The 15,206-nt window shown below is 66.3% G+C and carries 16 protein-coding genes; 9 read left to right on the forward strand and 7 right to left on the reverse strand.

All coding sequences use genetic code 11. The annotated features are described in order from the left end of the window. Positions 1 to 262: 262 nt before the first annotated feature. Entirely contained in the window at positions 263 to 610 is a 348-nt protein-coding gene (locus FCN22_RS20370) for a helix-turn-helix transcriptional regulator (protein WP_137123396.1), read from the reverse strand. Positions 611 to 736: 126 nt separating this feature from the next. On the opposite strand from FCN22_RS20370, the gene FCN22_RS20375 reads away from it, so the two are divergent. From FCN22_RS20375 to FCN22_RS20395, 5 genes are all read left to right on the forward strand, one after another. Continuing rightward, the gene (locus FCN22_RS20375) at positions 737 to 1,456 is read left to right on the forward strand and encodes a DUF4389 domain-containing protein (protein WP_137123397.1); all 720 of its coding nucleotides are present in this window, start codon (positions 737 to 739) and stop codon (positions 1,454 to 1,456) included. A 75-nt stretch (positions 1,457 to 1,531) separates the two neighbouring features. Further along, complete coding sequence (locus tag FCN22_RS20380) at positions 1,532 to 2,326, forward strand: DUF4386 domain-containing protein (protein WP_202911717.1); 795 nt, start codon at positions 1,532 to 1,534, stop codon at positions 2,324 to 2,326. 61 nt (positions 2,327 to 2,387) lie between these two features. Then, complete coding sequence (locus tag FCN22_RS20385) at positions 2,388 to 3,083, forward strand: DUF4386 domain-containing protein (protein WP_137123398.1); 696 nt, start codon at positions 2,388 to 2,390, stop codon at positions 3,081 to 3,083. Between the two features lie 395 nt (positions 3,084 to 3,478). Further along, complete coding sequence (locus FCN22_RS20390; RefSeq protein WP_137123399.1) at positions 3,479 to 3,874, forward strand: VOC family protein; 396 nt, start codon at positions 3,479 to 3,481, stop codon at positions 3,872 to 3,874. 310 nt (positions 3,875 to 4,184) lie between these two features. Beyond that, positions 4,185 to 5,027: an alpha/beta fold hydrolase gene (locus FCN22_RS20395; RefSeq protein ID WP_137123400.1), complete on the forward strand. Its 843-nt coding sequence runs from the start codon at positions 4,185 to 4,187 to the stop codon at positions 5,025 to 5,027. 118 nt (positions 5,028 to 5,145) lie between these two features. Here FCN22_RS20395 and FCN22_RS20400 read toward each other — a convergent pair whose 3' ends face one another. The 6 genes from FCN22_RS20400 to FCN22_RS20425 all read right to left on the reverse strand — a co-directional run bounded on the left by FCN22_RS20400 (position 5,146) and on the right by FCN22_RS20425 (position 10,668). Continuing rightward, on the reverse strand, positions 5,146 to 5,511 hold the full coding sequence (locus tag FCN22_RS20400; protein WP_137123401.1) for a YciI family protein: 366 nt from the start codon (positions 5,509 to 5,511) through the stop codon (positions 5,146 to 5,148). A gap of 146 nt (positions 5,512 to 5,657) precedes the next feature. Beyond that, positions 5,658 to 6,644: an MBL fold metallo-hydrolase gene (locus tag FCN22_RS20405; RefSeq protein ID WP_238384876.1), complete on the reverse strand. Its 987-nt coding sequence runs from the start codon at positions 6,642 to 6,644 to the stop codon at positions 5,658 to 5,660. A 442-nt stretch (positions 6,645 to 7,086) separates the two neighbouring features. Continuing rightward, complete coding sequence (locus FCN22_RS22900; protein ID WP_162308277.1) at positions 7,087 to 7,476, reverse strand: DUF1636 family protein; 390 nt, start codon at positions 7,474 to 7,476, stop codon at positions 7,087 to 7,089. Between the two features lie 31 nt (positions 7,477 to 7,507). Continuing rightward, the gene (locus FCN22_RS20415) at positions 7,508 to 8,812 is read right to left on the reverse strand and encodes a metal-dependent hydrolase family protein (protein WP_137123403.1); all 1,305 of its coding nucleotides are present in this window, start codon (positions 8,810 to 8,812) and stop codon (positions 7,508 to 7,510) included. 93 nt (positions 8,813 to 8,905) lie between these two features. Next, the gene (locus FCN22_RS20420) at positions 8,906 to 9,667 is read right to left on the reverse strand and encodes an alpha/beta fold hydrolase (protein ID WP_137123404.1); all 762 of its coding nucleotides are present in this window, start codon (positions 9,665 to 9,667) and stop codon (positions 8,906 to 8,908) included. A 56-nt stretch (positions 9,668 to 9,723) separates the two neighbouring features. Further along, the gene (locus FCN22_RS20425) at positions 9,724 to 10,668 is read right to left on the reverse strand and encodes a fumarylacetoacetate hydrolase family protein (protein WP_238384877.1); all 945 of its coding nucleotides are present in this window, start codon (positions 10,666 to 10,668) and stop codon (positions 9,724 to 9,726) included. Between the two features lie 107 nt (positions 10,669 to 10,775). Between FCN22_RS20425 and FCN22_RS20430 the strand changes: the two genes are divergently transcribed. From FCN22_RS20430 to FCN22_RS20445, 4 genes are all read left to right on the forward strand, one after another. Further along, on the forward strand, positions 10,776 to 11,441 hold the full coding sequence (locus FCN22_RS20430; protein ID WP_137123406.1) for a FadR/GntR family transcriptional regulator: 666 nt from the start codon (positions 10,776 to 10,778) through the stop codon (positions 11,439 to 11,441). 395 nt (positions 11,442 to 11,836) lie between these two features. Next, positions 11,837 to 12,898 carry an IS110 family RNA-guided transposase gene (locus FCN22_RS20435; RefSeq protein WP_202911718.1) on the forward strand — a complete coding sequence of 354 codons (1,062 nt, stop codon included), beginning with the start codon at positions 11,837 to 11,839 and terminating at the stop codon, positions 12,896 to 12,898. Between the two features lie 74 nt (positions 12,899 to 12,972). Continuing rightward, positions 12,973 to 14,076: a hypothetical protein gene (locus tag FCN22_RS20440; RefSeq protein WP_137123407.1), complete on the forward strand. Its 1,104-nt coding sequence runs from the start codon at positions 12,973 to 12,975 to the stop codon at positions 14,074 to 14,076. A 442-nt stretch (positions 14,077 to 14,518) separates the two neighbouring features. Continuing rightward, the gene (locus FCN22_RS20445) at positions 14,519 to 15,055 is read left to right on the forward strand and encodes a hypothetical protein (protein WP_137123408.1); all 537 of its coding nucleotides are present in this window, start codon (positions 14,519 to 14,521) and stop codon (positions 15,053 to 15,055) included. Positions 15,056 to 15,206 lie beyond the last annotated feature (151 nt).

Consider the following 15,206-nt stretch of genomic DNA (forward strand, 5'->3'; position numbering starts at 1 on the left):
GTCAATCCTGGCCAAGGTACGCCGCGCACGGACCCGGCTCGACGAAGTGGTTAGCCAATAGCGAGACGGACCACTAGACGATTCCCGTAGGGCCGGTGTCTGGCCAGACTCGGTCTAGGTGATCGGCACGCGGACGCCCCACGGCGGCGCACCGACGACCGGTGCCGCTCCCGTAGGCGATTCGCCCCGCGAGACGCCTTACCGGTGGCCGTGGCGCCGCGACAGTTGTGTCGCCGGGCCGCGGCGTGCAGTCCTCGCCTGGTCAGCGGTCGATGGGTTGGTCTCCGCCGGGGTGTGCCGACGCGGGCGCGTCGGAGTCGCGGACGGCTTCTGGCGCCTGTCTGAGCAGCACTTCGAGGATCTCACCGACCGCGACCTCGTCGAGGCCTTCGCGGCGGAGCGGCAGGGTTGGATGCAGTTCGTAGAAGTTGCGACTGCCTACCCGGCGGCGGGTCAGGTAACCGCCCTCCACCAAGTCCGACACGAGCCGGTGTGCCGCCCGCTCGCGGACCCCCACGCTCTCGGCGATCTCGACGATCCGGATCCCGGGGTGCCGCGCGACGCAGTAGAGCGCGTGCAGGTGGTTGGTCATGAATCCCCATTCAGCCATGCTTCCCATCCTACCCGTGATACAGAACATGTTTAATTTGACATGTCTCATGTGGCAGCGTAGCGTCTATGGGGTCGACCAGACCGACCCCACCGCCGGCACCCGTACCCGTGGAAGGGCGTTCTCATGGCGCGACAGTCCCCATACCCGCTCAGCCTCGAGGGAGAGTTGTCGCCACACCTGAGCCGCTGGCTGTGGCTGGTCAAGTGGTTGCTGGTGATCCCACACGCCATCGTGCTGTTCTTCTTGTGGACCGCCTTCCTCGTGCTGTCGCTCGCCGCGTTCTTCACGATCTTGGTTACCGGCCGCTACCCGCCGGCGATCTTCGACTTCAACGTCGGCGTGCTGCGCTGGAGCTGGCGGGTGGGCTACTACTCCTACAGCGCGCTCGGCACCGACCGCTACCCGCCGTTCAGGCTGGCCGACGACCCGGACTACCCGGCCCGGCTCGACGTCGAGTACCCAGCGTCGCTCTCCCGGGGTCTCGTCTTGGTCAAGTGGTGGCTGCTCGCGCTGCCGCACTACCTGATCATCGGCGTGTTCACCGGCGGCGCCTTCGCCGGCTACAACCAGGCACGCGACCACAACGCATGGGCGTACGGCAGCGGCCTGATCGGCCTGCTGGTCTGCATCGCCGCCCTCGCCCTGCTGTTCGCCGGCCGGTACCCCCGCGGCCTCTACGACCTGGTCATGGGCATGAACCGCTGGGTACTGCGCGTCACCGCCTACGCGGCGCTGATGACCGACCAGTACCCGCCGTTCCGCCTCGACATCGGCGGCACCGAACCCCCCACCGCCGCCGCGCCCGACACGACCCCGCTGACCCCCGCTCCGGTCGTCCCATGACCACCGTGCCCGGCGCGCGAACGACGCCCTGCACGACCCAGCCCGACTGATACACGCACACACAGGGAGCACGACATGACTGCTGCCACCCACACCCCCCACACGACACCGACCGCGGGGCGTGTCATCCCGCGCCGACGGATGGAGCCGAACAGAAGGATCTCCCTGACCGCCGGCATCCTGTATGTCCTCACCTTCGTGTCCATCCCCACCCTCGGGCTCTCCAAGCCCGTCAAGGATCACGTCGGCACCTTCATCCTGGGCGCCGGCAGCGACACCGGCGTGCTCTGGGGCGCCGCCTCCGAGGTCATCGTCGGCATCGCCGGCATCGGCACCGCCGTGGTGCTCTATCCGATCGCCAAGCGAGTCAGCCAGACCGCCGCCCTGGGGTTCGTCACCGCCCGCCTCCTGGAGACCTGCCTCATCTTCGTCGGCGTCATCAGCCTGCTGACGATCATCACGCTGCGCACCGACGTCGCCGGAACCGCCGGCGCCAACTCCGCGGCACTGGTCACGACCGGTCACGGCCTGGTCGCCGTCTACACCTGGACGTTCCTGCTCTCGCAGAGCCTGATGCCCGTCGCCTGCGACCTGCTTCTGGGCTACGTGCTGTACCGGTCCGGGCTGGTGCCCCGCATCCTGCCGATCGTCGCCTTCGTCGGCGCCCCGCTGCTGCTGGCCTCCGACATCGCTGTCTTCTTCGGCGCCTACCCCAACGTGTCCCCGGTCGCCGCCCTCGCCGCGCTGCCCGTCGCTGCGTTCGAGCTCTCCCTCGGGCTCTGGCTGATCGTCAAGGGCTTCGAGCCCACACCGCTGACCTCCACCAACGCCCCGTCCACCCCATTCCCCGACGGTCTCCCGGTCGCCTAACACACCAGTTCACACCAGTTCACCGCCCAGTCGTTTTGGGCGCCCGTCAAGGAGCGCACCAGTGACCGTGTACGGCAACCGACACAGATCCGGGCTCACGCCGGACATCAGGAATCCACAGCCCAAGCAGGACGTCATGCCACGCAGGATGATTGCAGTCGTCGTAGGCATCCTCTTCCTCGTCCAGATGGTCACCGCCATGATCGGGACCTCGTTGATCCAAGCCTTCGTGGACGGTGACACCGCAAGGGCGCCGATGACGATCGGCCTGCTGTTCATGATGGGTTCCGGTCTTGCCGTGGTCGGTATCGGCCTGCTGATGTACCCGGTCCTGAAGGTCGTCAACCAAAGGCTGGCCATCTGGTACCCCATCCTCAGGATCGTCGAGTTCATCGTCTCCACCGCCTTCGGCGTCTACCTCCTGGCCCAGCTGCAGGTGGTCCCGAACCACCTGCTGTGGACCTACGTTCCGACTGGCCTCGGGGGCCTGCTCCTGACCTACCTGCTTTACGTCTCCCGCCTCGTTCCGCGTCCCATCGCCGTTCTCGGTCTGCTCGGATACGCACTTGTTTCACTGGGAGTGCCGCTAGGCCTCGTCGGCGTGCTCGACACGAACAAGGGGGCTGGCCTCGCCCTACTCGCCCCAGGTGGATTGTTTGAGGTCGTGTGCATGCCGATCTGGCTGATCGCGAAGGGATTCAACCCACCCACGTCCGAACAGCAGCTCATCGCGCCCACGTTGGCGACCACGAGCTGACCAGTGCCAGCCATGCAGTCGTCCCGCGGCGCCAGGCCCAGTGCGGGACAGGTCCAGGTGTCACTTCACTACGAAGGGCAGCACTGGCCACCTGATCCATCCGCCGGACTTCGCCAGCGCAGCGCCAAAACACCTCGTCTGGTCGGGTACCCACCCCACATCGCCAGACGAGGAGAACAGCAGAATGTGGGCCATCGCCGATGTCGCCCAAGAACCCTCCCAGGAGGTGGCGCCACAACCAAGGACCAAGGCCGACACCGGCGGCAGACGTGCTCGCGCCGACCGTGCACGGCCTCACCAGCTAGTCGACCGCTCCGGTATGTCGCGCGGCGCCCGCCCCGCGGGCCCCTCGACCCTCACGCAACATCACCTTGTCAGTTCATCAGGAGGACCCCATGCTGACCAGTGCATCCGTCACCGCCAACATCCCCGCCGCCGATCTCGCGCGTGCTCGATCGTTCTACGCCGACACCCTCGGCCTGACGCCGGCCACCGAGGTCGCTGACGTCGGAATGCTCATCTACCGCACCGACGGCGGGACGGCCTTCAGCGTCTACCAGACCGAGTACGCAGGCCGGGCCGGCCACACCATCGCCCAGTTCCACGTCGACGACGTCGTGGCCGAGGCGCGCGCCCTGCAAGCCAAGGGCGTCGCGCTCGAGACCTATGACATGCCCGGCGTGGAGTGGGATAACGGCATCGCCGACATGGCCGGGATGGGCCACGCGGCCTGGTTCAAGGACAGCGAGGGCAACATCCTCTGCCTCGACTCCGGATTCCCGAAGGGCTGAGCAGTCACGCCCCGAGACGTGAACGCGGACCGTCGCTTCCGATGTCCTCGTGAGTCCATCAGCCACGCGAATCGCACGCTTCGCTTCATCGCAGAGGACGTGGTTCGCACCGGCGCGGTGAGCGATCTGCCCGACCCCTGACCGGTGTCCTCGACCTCAGCCGAACCCCGGCATTGGTCAACCGTGTCCAGCCAGATCAGCAGAGCCGGCGGCCCGGCCAGCCGGTGTGCGCCCTCAACGCGGCGGATAGACGCATGTACAGATGGCGGGACTGGCTGCATACGGGTGAGTGCCGGGCGATACTTGCTGCATGGGCGACCGCCGGTGTCGTCAGTCCGGGGTGGTCGTCGTGGATGGCGCCATCGAAGAGCAGAGGGCGACCCTGCGCAACGGGGTCACGATGCCTTATGCCGAGACAGGCGGGCCGGGCAGCTCCCTCCCGGTGATCTTGGTGCACGCGTACGTGGAGACCTGGCGATCTTTCGAGCCTCTCCTGCGCGCGTTGCCGCCGTCGATCCACGCTCTCGCGCCGACGCAGCGGGGCCACCCGTCCGTCGAGGGAGTCCTGGACAGCTATCGGGCCAGTGACTTCGCCGCGGACCTCGTCGGTTTCATGGACACTGTCGGAATCGACCGTGCCGTCCTCGTCGGCGCCTCCAGTGGCGGGGTGATCTGCCGCATGGTGGCCACAGGTCATCCGCGGCGGGTGGCGGCTCTGGTCCTCATCAGCAGCCCCGTCAGCCTGGCCGACAAGCCGGGCATCACCGCCGCGCGTAAGGAGATCATGGGGCTGTTGGACCCGGTGGACGCTCGCTTCGTCGAGAAGTTCGTGCGCAGCACGTCACCAAGTGGGATGTCCGAGGAGTGTCTCGCGCAGCTCGTCAGTGACGGCCTCGCGACACCTGCCCGGGTGTGGAGGGAATCATTGGTGGGGCTGCTCCACGAACGACCGGAGGCGCTGGAGTGCATCGGCGCGCCGACACTGCTGTTGGCCGGCGGTGCCGACAGCTTCGTCCGCGATGATCAGCAGACCCTGCTCGACCGGATCCCCGGAGCCGAGATCATCGTCTACGAGGGAGTCGGCCACAGCCCCCATCTCGCTCACCCGGACCGCGTGGCCGCTGACCTGACCACGTTCGTGCACGGGCACTAAACATCGGCACAGCCCCGATTGCGCCCTATTGAGCCAGTCTCGGCAGGCGCCTTGGCGGCGAAATGACGCAGTTCCGAGGCGCACGACGCGCGCGGCAGTTGCGGGCGCGCGCGTCGGCTCATCCCTTGTCCGACCCGACAAGGCCGCCGCTGTGTACCGGTCGGATCTCGACGCCGCCCCCTTGGCGCACCACGGGGTTGCTCGCCGCCGAGGCAATCGCCGAGTCGAGATCCGGAGCCTCGAGGAGGTAAACGCCTGCGACGGCGTCAGCTCCGTCGATGAACGGGCCCTCGGTCACCCCGCTCGCCCTGACGCTCCTGGCCATGGACCGCGGAGTGAACGCCCAGGCTGCTGTCATGGCAGCTGACGACAACAGCTCGTCGGCGTGCTCGTCGCACTCGGCGATGTTTTCGGACGTCTCTGCACTCTCGCCGGGTTCATGAGCGGAGTCGCTGGCATAGATGGGAACAGCAAACAGAGCCATGAACTTGCCTCCCGGCGCTTGATACCTCGAGGTGGACGCTAAGTCCTGCACCCTACCGAAGCGCCAGCACCGGCACTTTGGGTCCTGGTCCTGCCGCTGGCGGAGCAGCGCAGGGCTGGAAGTGCTCACCCTTGTGGATTTCCAGGTCAGCGTTTGACGGGTAGCTGGAGCAGGTCTTCGCCGATGACCAAGCGGCCGGAGAAGCCTGCCTTGGCGCGCCGCCATCGTGCGATGGGGTTGTTGGCTGGTGCTAGGTGGGATAGCACGAGGGTGTTGACGCCGGCCTTCTCGGCGACGGGGCCGACTTGTTCGATGCTGGTGTGGGAGTAGAGCAGATGCTGGATGAAGGCCTCCTCCTCGGGTGTGTACGGCGGTTGGCCGTAGAGGGAGCGCACCCAGTCTGCGTCGATCACCTCGTGCACGAGGATGTCGGCGTCCTTGGCCAGCCGGATCAGGTTGGGCGATGGTGCGGTGTCGCCGCCGAAGACGATGGAGCCGTCGTCGGTGTCGAACCGGAATGCGTAGGCGGGGTAGACGGCGCCGTGGTCGACCAGTGTGGCGGTGACGCGCACGTAGTCGTCTTCCATGACCTTGAACGGTTTCATCCGGGGGTGGGTGTTGACGTTGGGGTCGCGTACGACGCCCGCTGGCGGCATGACGTCGTGGGGGTTGAGCAGCGTGTGGATGTCGGGCTTGCGGGAATCGCGCATCCGGTCGTTGATGTCGGTGGCGAACGCCTGGATGAAGTATTTGGTCATGTCCTCGATCCCGGGCGTCGGGTTGTCGGGGTTCACGACGGGGACGTCGCCATCGCCGAAGATGGGCGCAGGCACGCCCCGGCTGCCTGGCCCGTAGACCTCGATCGCTGGCTTGCCCGGGCGTCCTTGGTACCAGCCGGTCAGCGGAATGTTGAAGTAGTCCATGGTGTGGTCGGAGTGCAGGTGGGTGAGGAAGATCGCCTGCAGGGTCTCAAAGCCAGCGAAGTCGCCTTCGTTTCCGAGCTGAGCCAGCCGCAGCTGCCGGGCGACGCCCATGCCGCAGTCGACGAGGTAGACGCGGCCGGCGACCACGACGGCTGAGGCGATGCCTTCTCGGGCGGTGGGGTGGCCGGTGTGCGGGGTGATCCAGGTCATCGGGCCTCCGGCGGTTCCGAGCAGGACGAGCCGGGTCCGCCCTCGGGCTGGTTTCTTGGTTCGGGACGCGGCGAGGGCGGGTGCTGGGGTGAGCACGGTAGCGGCGCCGGCGGCGCCTACGGCCGCGGCACCTGCGAGGAGGCCGCGGCGGGTCAGTGAGGCTCGGTGGGCTTGTTCGATGATGTGACACATGCGGGTGTACCTCTCTTGGGGTGGGAGATCTGGCGGAACTGGGCGGCCGTTGGGCCTGTCCTGGGTGCATAGGCCTGTGCTGAGGTGGGTCGACCCGGGTGTGCTGAGCATCCCTTCGTTCCGGACGGTGCGACATACGTGGTGTTCTGTCCTAACCCCGGGAGGGTTTGGACTCCGCGGCTGTCGGGGTGAGGACGGTGCGGAGGCTGCAAAGCGGTGCTTGGGGCCTGGTCGGCGGGGCATGCCCTGGCTACGGGATTGGGGTGTGCGTATTTGTTGGCGGTGGGGCTTCGGTGCCCGGCAGGGGGACGCGTTTGGTGGTGACGGAACTGAGCCGGTCGGCGATCTGTGCCGGCACTGTCCATGCGTCCGGGTTGCCGGTGGCGCTCTTGGCGTGTGCTAGCGCGGCGGTGATCACGGCTGGTGCGTCGCCTGGCTCGAGGCGGGTGAATCGGACCCGGGCCATGCCTGGCCCGTCGAGGGCGACGACCCCGTCGTCGGGGCACCCGCCGAGGCAGGCGACTGAACGTACCGGGATATGGCGGGGGTCTTGCGCGATGGCCTGTTTGAGGGCTTGGCCGAAGTGACCGCTGTGGCGTCGGTCGTAGCGGGGGCAGGTGCTGCACACGAGCAGGGTCACGGGTCGGTCCAACTGCCGGATGTGGAGGGTGTCAGGGGCGGTGTTCCACGACCTGCTGTGCGCCGCTGGTGATCAGCTCGTCCTGGTCGGGAGCCGGGGCGGGGGTGTCGCCGTGTTCCTTGTGGAAGCGGCCGTCCTTCATGATGTAGTGCAGCTTGTCGTGGTCTTGCAGGATGGTGATGTCCTCCAGTGGGTTGCCGTCGACGAGGATGAGGTCGGCCAGGTATCCGGTCTGAACCTTGCCGAGTTCGTCGCCCCGCAGCATGATCTCCCCACCCAGTGCCGTCGCGGACAAGATGGCTTCCATGGGGGTGAACCCGAGCAGCTCGACGAAGTGCTGCAGGTCGCGGGCGTAGGTGCCGTGCGGGGTCCAGGCGAAGCCGTAGTCACCGCCGGGCAGGATCCGGACGCCGCGCCGGTGCATCTCGCGCAGACCGGCGATCGCCATGTCGAGTTCCTTCTTGTAGCCGACGGCCTCGGCGGCTTCCTGGGGGAACCCGAATGCTTCGGCTTCATAGAGGGTGGCGATGAGCCAGTTCAGTCCCGGGGCCACCCAGACCCAGTCCTTGTTGGCCTCGAGCATGTCCATGCCCTCGGCGTCGGTGAAGCTGGCATGGTAGATGACGTCGACGCCGTGCCGCACGCACATCTTGACGCTCTCGGCGCTGCGGGCGTGGGCGCAGACCCTCTTTCCGCGGCGGTGCGCCTCGGTGACCGCTGCGGCGACCTCTTCGTCGGAGAAGTAGGTGTCCTCGGCGCGTTGGGTGCCGGTGATCTCCTCGCCGGTCATGGACAGCTTGATCTGGTCGACGCCGATCCCGACGAGCTCTCGAACGGCCTTGCGCATGCCTTCGGGTCCGTCGGCGAACTTGGTGATGGAGGCGATCAGCGCGCCGCCGGTGACCGCGATCTCGGGGCCGTTGGCGAGGTAGCGCGGGCCGGGGAACCGTCCGGCATTGATCGCATCGCGGCATACGACGTCCAGACGGTCCTTGGCGGAGGCGGCGCCCAGGCACATGGTGTAGCCGGAGTCGATGTAGGTGCGTGCAGACTCCAGGCAGAACAGCAGGTGCTCCTCGACCGGCATGGTGCCCAGGCCGTCCAGGTCCGCCGAGTTGTTCCAGGAGAAGTGGGTGTGGGCGTCGCACAGTCCCGACATCAGGGTGCGGCCGTTGCCCTCGATGGTGCGGGCGCCGGCGGCTTGGGAGGCGTCAACGGTGCCGACGGCGACGATGCGGTCGTTCTCGATCAGCACGTCGCCCGGATAGGGCTCGGCGCCGGTCGAGTCCAGGATGGAGACGTTGCGGAACAGGATCTTCTCGGACGGTACTGGCATTACGGTGGCTCCTTGGTGACGAGGCCGTCATGGCCTCAATTGGGGATGGCGGGTTGCTATTGCTGTAGGTGCGTGGTCGCTCCGGGTGGACGGTCAGAGGAAGGCGAGGAGCTGGTCGGTGACTTCGCGGGCGTCCTCCAGAGCGGTCCAGTGGCCGATGCCCTCGACGATGGTGACCTTGGCTGACCCGTGGGCCTGGGCCAGGGCTTCGCTCACGGCCTGCGGGCCGACCTTGTCCTCGCTGCCGGTGACCAGCAGGAGCGGCAGGTCTGGGCTGATGGGGCCCGGGTCGGTGGCAGCGGCCAGGGCCTCGCAGTTGCGGGCGTAGCCCTCGGGATCCTGGCCCATCACCAGTTCGCGCACGAACGCGGCGACCTCAGGCTTGTCGCGTCGGGTGTTCTGCGACAGGGCGTTGGCCACGACACCGGGTGCCACGGCCGCGCTGCCCTTCTCCCGCAACACGGCGGCGCGGTCGCGCTGCGCCTGCCGGCCGGCCTCGGCCGGTTCGGCGACCGCACCCAGCAGCACCAGCTTGGTGACCTTGTCTGGGTGGCGCGCCGCGAACGAGCGGGCGACCAGGGTGCCCATCGAGTGTGCGACGACCGCGGCACTGGCGATGCCCAGGGCGTCCAGCAGCGCTGCGAGGTCGTCGGCGTGGGCGTCGATGCTGATGTCACCGGCCAAGGCCGAGCGGCCGGCGCCGGCGCTGTCCACGCGGATGACCTGGAAGCGGTCGACCAGCGCGTCGGCCTGCACCTGGTAGAAATTCGAGGTGCCGCCAAGGCCGTGGACCATCAGCACGGGCGGTCCGGTGCCCTCGACTTCTACAGCGAGTTCGTGTCCGTTGATCTGCATGTCTTCCTCCTTCGGCCCGCTACCAGGCCATGTCGCTGCGACGTGCGTGGTGGGGGTCAGGCGATTCGGTTTCGTAACGAGCCCAGGCGGGTGATCGACACCTCGACAACGTCTCCGCTGACCAAGAACTTCGGCGGGTCGAACCCGATGCCCACCCCGGCCGGCGTACCGGTGGCGATCACGTCGCCAGCCTGCAGAGTGATGCCGGCGGAGATGGTGGCGATCAGCTCCGGGATGTCGAAGATGAGGTCCTTGACCGGGGCGGCCTGTCGGACCTCGCCATTGACGCGGGTCTCCACCTCGAGCGTTTCCACGTCCCCGACCTCGTCAGCGCTGACCGCGTAGGGACCCATCGGGCAGTGCGTGTCCAGCGACTTGCCCAGCAGCCACTGCTTGTGCTCGCGCTGCAGGTCCCGGGCGGTGACATCGTTGATCACGGTGTAGCCCCACACATGGGTGAAGGCGTCCTCCCGGCTGATCCCTCGACCGCCGCGACCGATGATGACCGCGAGTTCGCCCTCGTAGTCCAGCTCGGCGGTGACTCCGTGGTGCGGGTCGACGTCGGTGTACGGACCGGTGACCGCCGTGGTCGCTTTGGAGAAGATAATCGGCGTCGCGGGCAGCTCCTCTGACTTGGTGGGGCTGTCGTAGCCGCTGCGCCCGAACTCCCGGGCGTGCTCGGAGTAGTTCTTGCCGACGCAGAAGATGTTGCGGACCGGATGCGGCAGCGGCGCCAGTAGCGTCACCGAGTCCAGGTCCTGCCCCGCCCCCGAAGCCACGCTGGCCTCGAGCTCGGCGCGCAGATCGTCCCAATTCTCAATGACCCCCAGCAGGCCCGAGGTTCCGGCAACGGTGATCTCGTCGGACAGATCGAAGACCACAGATCTGTCGACGTCAACGGCCCCGACCCTCTCGTCGGCACCGGCAGTGAAAGTCACAAGCTTCATCAAAGAACCAATCTGAACCAATTGAGGACCAAAAGAGCAAAGTTGGTTCACCATACGTCTCCTACTTCACGCTGTCTACCGCCGAACAGCTGGTGAGATGAAGCCGCAACGAGCAAGCAGCAATTGGTCACTATTGGTCATCTTCGGGTAGGATCCTCACCGTGAAGACCACCGTGGAACAGTCCCTGCGCGCGCTCCTGAGCGACAAGACCGCCAATGGCGAGCTCGGCCCCGGCTCGAGGCTGCCGACCGAACGCACCCTGGTCGAGCAGTTGGAAGCCCCTCGAAGTGCCGTGCGGCGAGCACTCGACGTGCTCGAGAGCGAAGGGCTGGTCACCCGACACGTCGGCCGCGGAACCTTCCTGACCGAGTCCGCCCGCACCGGCGCCGACGCCGCGCCACCAGACACCAGCCCCGTGGAAATCATGCAAGTACGCGTCGTCATCGAACCCCCCGTCGCGATGCTGGCCGCACGGCTGGCCACCCAGGCCGACCTCGACCAGATCGTGAAACACCTCCAAGCGGGCGGGACCAGCAACACCTTCGAGGACTTCGAGCACTGGGACGCCAAACTGCACCGAGCCATCGCCCACGCGGCACACAACGGCCTCCTGCTCAGCATGTTCGATGTCATGAACACCGCACGCACCCTCCCTGTATGGGGCACCCTCAAACGGCGTACATCAACCCCCGAACGACGCGCCTGCTACCACCAGGAACACGAAGCCATCGTCGCCGCCCTCGTCGACCGCGACCCCCAAGAAGCCGAACGCACCATGCGGGCCCACCTCAACCACGTCGCCGAGAACCTCCTCGGCCGCATCTAACGCACCCCCTGATCGTCGGGGATGTCAACGCAAGACACTCCACTCCTCGCGCTGTCCGGCTCGTAGCCCAGCCAGGCACGAACGCGGAGCCGAGAAGCCGCCGGACCGAGGCATCAGCGCGCTACGCGGCGATAAGACTGTGAGGATCGTCAACGCAGCCTGAAGGTGCTGGGCTGTGGTTGGTGACCGCGAGTGTGACCCCCGAAAAGACTGGCCTTCGTGCCTTTGTTGCGACCTGTCCGCTCCCGGTCACCGGCCCCGGCCCGGTTGGAGGAGCTGGCCTGATCAGGAGCTTGACCACCTGGCGTAAGCGGCGCCGGGCGTGTCTCATCACAGTCCTGCCGAGCCTCCGTCCCGGACCGGAACCACGTCCCGTCCGGCGAAGGAGAGAACGCATGAACAGTCTGACCGATCTGCGCGAGGTGGTCGATGTCGTCATCGGCGTCGACACCCACGTCCATACCCACTCCGCAGCCGTGGTCGATGCTGCCACGGGTGGTGTCCTGGCCGAGATCACCGTCGAGGCGACAGCCGAGGGCTATTCCGAGCTGGTGGAGTTCGCCAACAACCACGCGATGTTGCGGGCTTGGGCGATCGAGGGAACCGGTGGCCACGGCGCCGGTCTGAGCCGTCACCTGCTGGAATCATCGGAGATCGTCATCGAGTTGGATCGCCCGAAGCGGTCCGCGCGTCGCAACGGCGCGAAGTCCGATCCGCTCGATGCGATCCGCGCTGCGCGTGAAGCGATGGCTCGACCACGGTTGGGGACACCCCGGACCGGAGGCGAACGTCAAGCACTCTCGGTGCTGTTGGCTGCTCGCCGCTCCGCGATCAATGCCTCCACCGAGGCCCAGCAGCAGGTATTCAGCCTGGTCATCGCAGCACCCGAACCCCTTCGACTCAGGTTCCGCGGCCAGAAGCTCGCCGCGATGCTCAACACGGCCGCGAACCTGCGAGTGCACGCCTCCTGGGACACCGAGACGACCAGCACCGTGGTGGCGCTGCGGACCTTGGCCCGTCGTGCCCACGCGATGCTGAAAGAGGCACGAGAGCTGCAGAAGGCGATGGTGGCCATCATCCGCGGCTGGCGACCTGACCTGCTCGAGGAGTTCGGCGTCGGACCGATCGTGGCCGCGACGGTGTTGTGCGCCTGGTCCCACCCCGGCCGTATCCACTCCGAGGCCGCCTTCGCGATGCTCGCCGGCGTGGCACCGATCCCGGCCAACAGCGGCCAAGTCACCACCCGTTATCGGCTCAACCCCTACGGCGACCGCCAGCTCAACAACGCACTGCACACCGTGGTCCAGAGCCGGATCCAGTACCAGTCAGCCACCCGCGACTACGTCGCCCGTCGTACCGCCGAAGGCAAGACCGGCCGAGAGATCAAACGCTGCCTTGCTCGCTACGTCGCCCGCGACCTCTACCGCCTACTCGAAAATACGGCCGCAACTGCTTGACGAAGCATAGGAGCGTCGCACGTTCCTGAGCGCGTCGGGGTATGCGCGAGCGGCGGCTAGTTAACCTCGACAGGGTGAAGAAGCTTGCCAGGCGCCCCGGTCAGATCGAAACGCTCAACTTCCACGCCGCTGTCGATGTCCCAGTGCCCGGTGAGCAGCGGCTCGTGTCTGACCCCGCCCGAGTCGCGACGACCGTCGCGCAGTTCGAAGCCGGGCTGCGCGATTCCTTGGATACCCCCTCGCGCGTTAGGGGCTGGCTGAGCGACCAGCTCTTCGGTCTAATCGCTGCCGACCTCGACGGGTGCAAACTCGTGAAGCAGGAAGACTCGGGAACCCTGTTCTACGAGGACGAGGTGAAGGTGCCTGACTGGCGCCTCACCTTGTTGTCGGGCGCGAGCATCCTCGTTGAGGTCAAGGCCGCAAACGACGACTATCCGCGGATCGCGAAGCTCCGGCTCTCTGAAGTCGCCCGACTGCGACGCTACGCCAAGTTGAATGACTGCCCTCTCTACGTGGCCATCCATTGGGCCGCGATGGGCATGTGGACTCTTGTCCCGATAGATGACTTTGCACGCGTCGGTGACCACATCGAGATCGGACTCGAGACGGCCTTCAAGCGCAACCACATGTGTTCGCTGCTCGACGACCGCGCACTCGGCCTGGTCCCACCGCTCGAGTTCCGAATGACCATGGAGGAAGCGCTGCACGAAGCAAGCGCAGAGGAATCGAACCTCGGGGCCGGCGACGACAAGGAGGGCCGACAGATGTCCCTGGTCGTGGCCAACGTGCGGTTGTTCGCCGGCGGCAAGGAGATGCTCGACGAGCGCGAGAAGGCGTTGGTCTGGTTCCTGGTCCAGCACGCGCGGTGGCCCTGTGAGGAGGCCCTGCGGGAGGCCGGCGACGGCATGTGGGAGATGGTGTTCACCATGGCTCCCGACGAAGTGCTCGAGGAGCAGGGCTTCTCCATTATCGGATGGCTCAGCGAGCTGTACACACGGATGTTTTACTCCGGCATCACCTCACTCGAGGAAGGCACCACCGGGCTCAGCATCGACCTCGAACCAGGCACCCTCCCACGTCTGGTTCCCACCGACCTGAAGTCCGACCGCTTGCCGCTGTGGCACCTGCACATCAATCCCTCCGACGCAGCCGGCAGCGGAGACGACGACGGCACGTAAACCGCCTTGTGCACGGCAGTGGATCCTTCCCATGCCCCGACGGACTCCGACCTTCGCCCCGACGCGCTGCCGAGGCCGTCCATCGGGGAGGTCGGGACACCCATGACTCGAAATGGGCGGAGATGAGCGAGGAGATGGCGCCCACCAACGCGGCGGTGTGACGCGCAATCCGCTCCCGCATCTGGGTGTGTCGCGTTATCGTTAGTTGGCCGAGAGCGTGAGAAGTCTCGCCCTGGCTGGCGGACGAACTTGGCGGAGGGCCGTGTCGAGACGGCCAAGAGTTGGCAGACTCCCATGTATGGCGTTCCCCGTTGAAGGAGACGAGCATGACCGAGCCGAGAGATTGTGGTCAGTCTACGCACTGGAAAGATCAGCCGACCAGACGACCCCGGCCGTATCTTTCGCAATAGCGACCGTCGGGATCACGTACGCTGCTACTACGGTGGCCGTGCTGCTGGGTACAGCCCCGGGTACGGTGTCGGCTGCCGTGCGGCTCACCATGCCTCTCGTGATCGTCGGACTATTCACTGCCCTTGTCGTCCAAGACGCTACCAGCCAAGTCCGTGGATTCTATCTAAATGACCTTGAGGTCGAGCTTGCCCGACTCAGTGGGCGTGATTATGGGGCCCCCGACAGGTCGAACGATGTGGTAATACCTGCATACCGACAACTGTCCCGGCCAGTTCTATTGGCCGGCACCGCACGCAAACCGTCTAAACTGAAAATCTGTTTGTTTGCGTTGGCTCATCCGTATTCCCTCAGCGGGGCATTTGTCACTGCATACACGCTCTTCGTCGTCTGCTTCAATGGTCCGGTCGAGTGGCCGGAAATCGTCGCCGCCATTGCCTACTGTCTGGCCATGGTCGGAAACTTCGTTCGACTGGGATTCGCTCGGTCGGAGAAGCGATATAGAGTTCTGCAATCCAGACTGATGCAAGTCGCGCGCGGATCCGGCCAGGACACGATAGAGCGACGGTGAAGGGGCGGTCACAGGCATCCTTCCATTGCCCGCAGGCTCTGACTTAACGGGAGATACCGGAATAGCTGAGGTGGTGTCGACGACGCTTGAAAGCGAGGCCATAGCGACGATCGAAAACTGGGCCACCCAGGCAGATTGGATGGGTGATCTC

Origin of the sequence: Segeticoccus rhizosphaerae, from assembly GCF_005222685.1 — a bacterium.
In the GTDB taxonomy this organism is placed as follows: Bacteria; Actinomycetota; Actinomycetes; order Actinomycetales; family Dermatophilaceae; genus Segeticoccus; species Segeticoccus rhizosphaerae.

Bases quoted from the DNA above. Each gene is read 5' to 3' on its own strand.
- FCN22_RS20370 (WP_137123396.1), bottom strand. From the start codon at position 610: ATGGCTGAATGGGGATTCATGACCAACCACCTGCACGCGCTCTACTGC.
- FCN22_RS20375 (WP_137123397.1), top strand. From the start codon at position 737: ATGGCGCGACAGTCCCCATACCCGCTCAGCCTCGAGGGAGAGTTGTCG.
- FCN22_RS20380 (WP_202911717.1), top strand. From the start codon at position 1,532: ATGACTGCTGCCACCCACACCCCCCACACGACACCGACCGCGGGGCGT.
- FCN22_RS20390 (WP_137123399.1), top strand. From the start codon at position 3,479: ATGCTGACCAGTGCATCCGTCACCGCCAACATCCCCGCCGCCGATCTC.
- FCN22_RS20395 (WP_137123400.1), top strand. From the start codon at position 4,185: ATGGGCGACCGCCGGTGTCGTCAGTCCGGGGTGGTCGTCGTGGATGGC.
- FCN22_RS20400 (WP_137123401.1), bottom strand. From the start codon at position 5,511: ATGGCTCTGTTTGCTGTTCCCATCTATGCCAGCGACTCCGCTCATGAA.
- FCN22_RS20405 (WP_238384876.1), bottom strand. From the start codon at position 6,644: ATGACCTGGATCACCCCGCACACCGGCCACCCCACCGCCCGAGAAGGC.
- FCN22_RS20415 (WP_137123403.1), bottom strand. From the start codon at position 8,812: ATGCCAGTACCGTCCGAGAAGATCCTGTTCCGCAACGTCTCCATCCTG.
- FCN22_RS20420 (WP_137123404.1), bottom strand. From the start codon at position 9,667: ATGCAGATCAACGGACACGAACTCGCTGTAGAAGTCGAGGGCACCGGA.
- FCN22_RS20425 (WP_238384877.1), bottom strand. From the start codon at position 10,668: ATGGTGAACCAACTTTGCTCTTTTGGTCCTCAATTGGTTCAGATTGGT.
- FCN22_RS20435 (WP_202911718.1), top strand. From the start codon at position 11,837: ATGAACAGTCTGACCGATCTGCGCGAGGTGGTCGATGTCGTCATCGGC.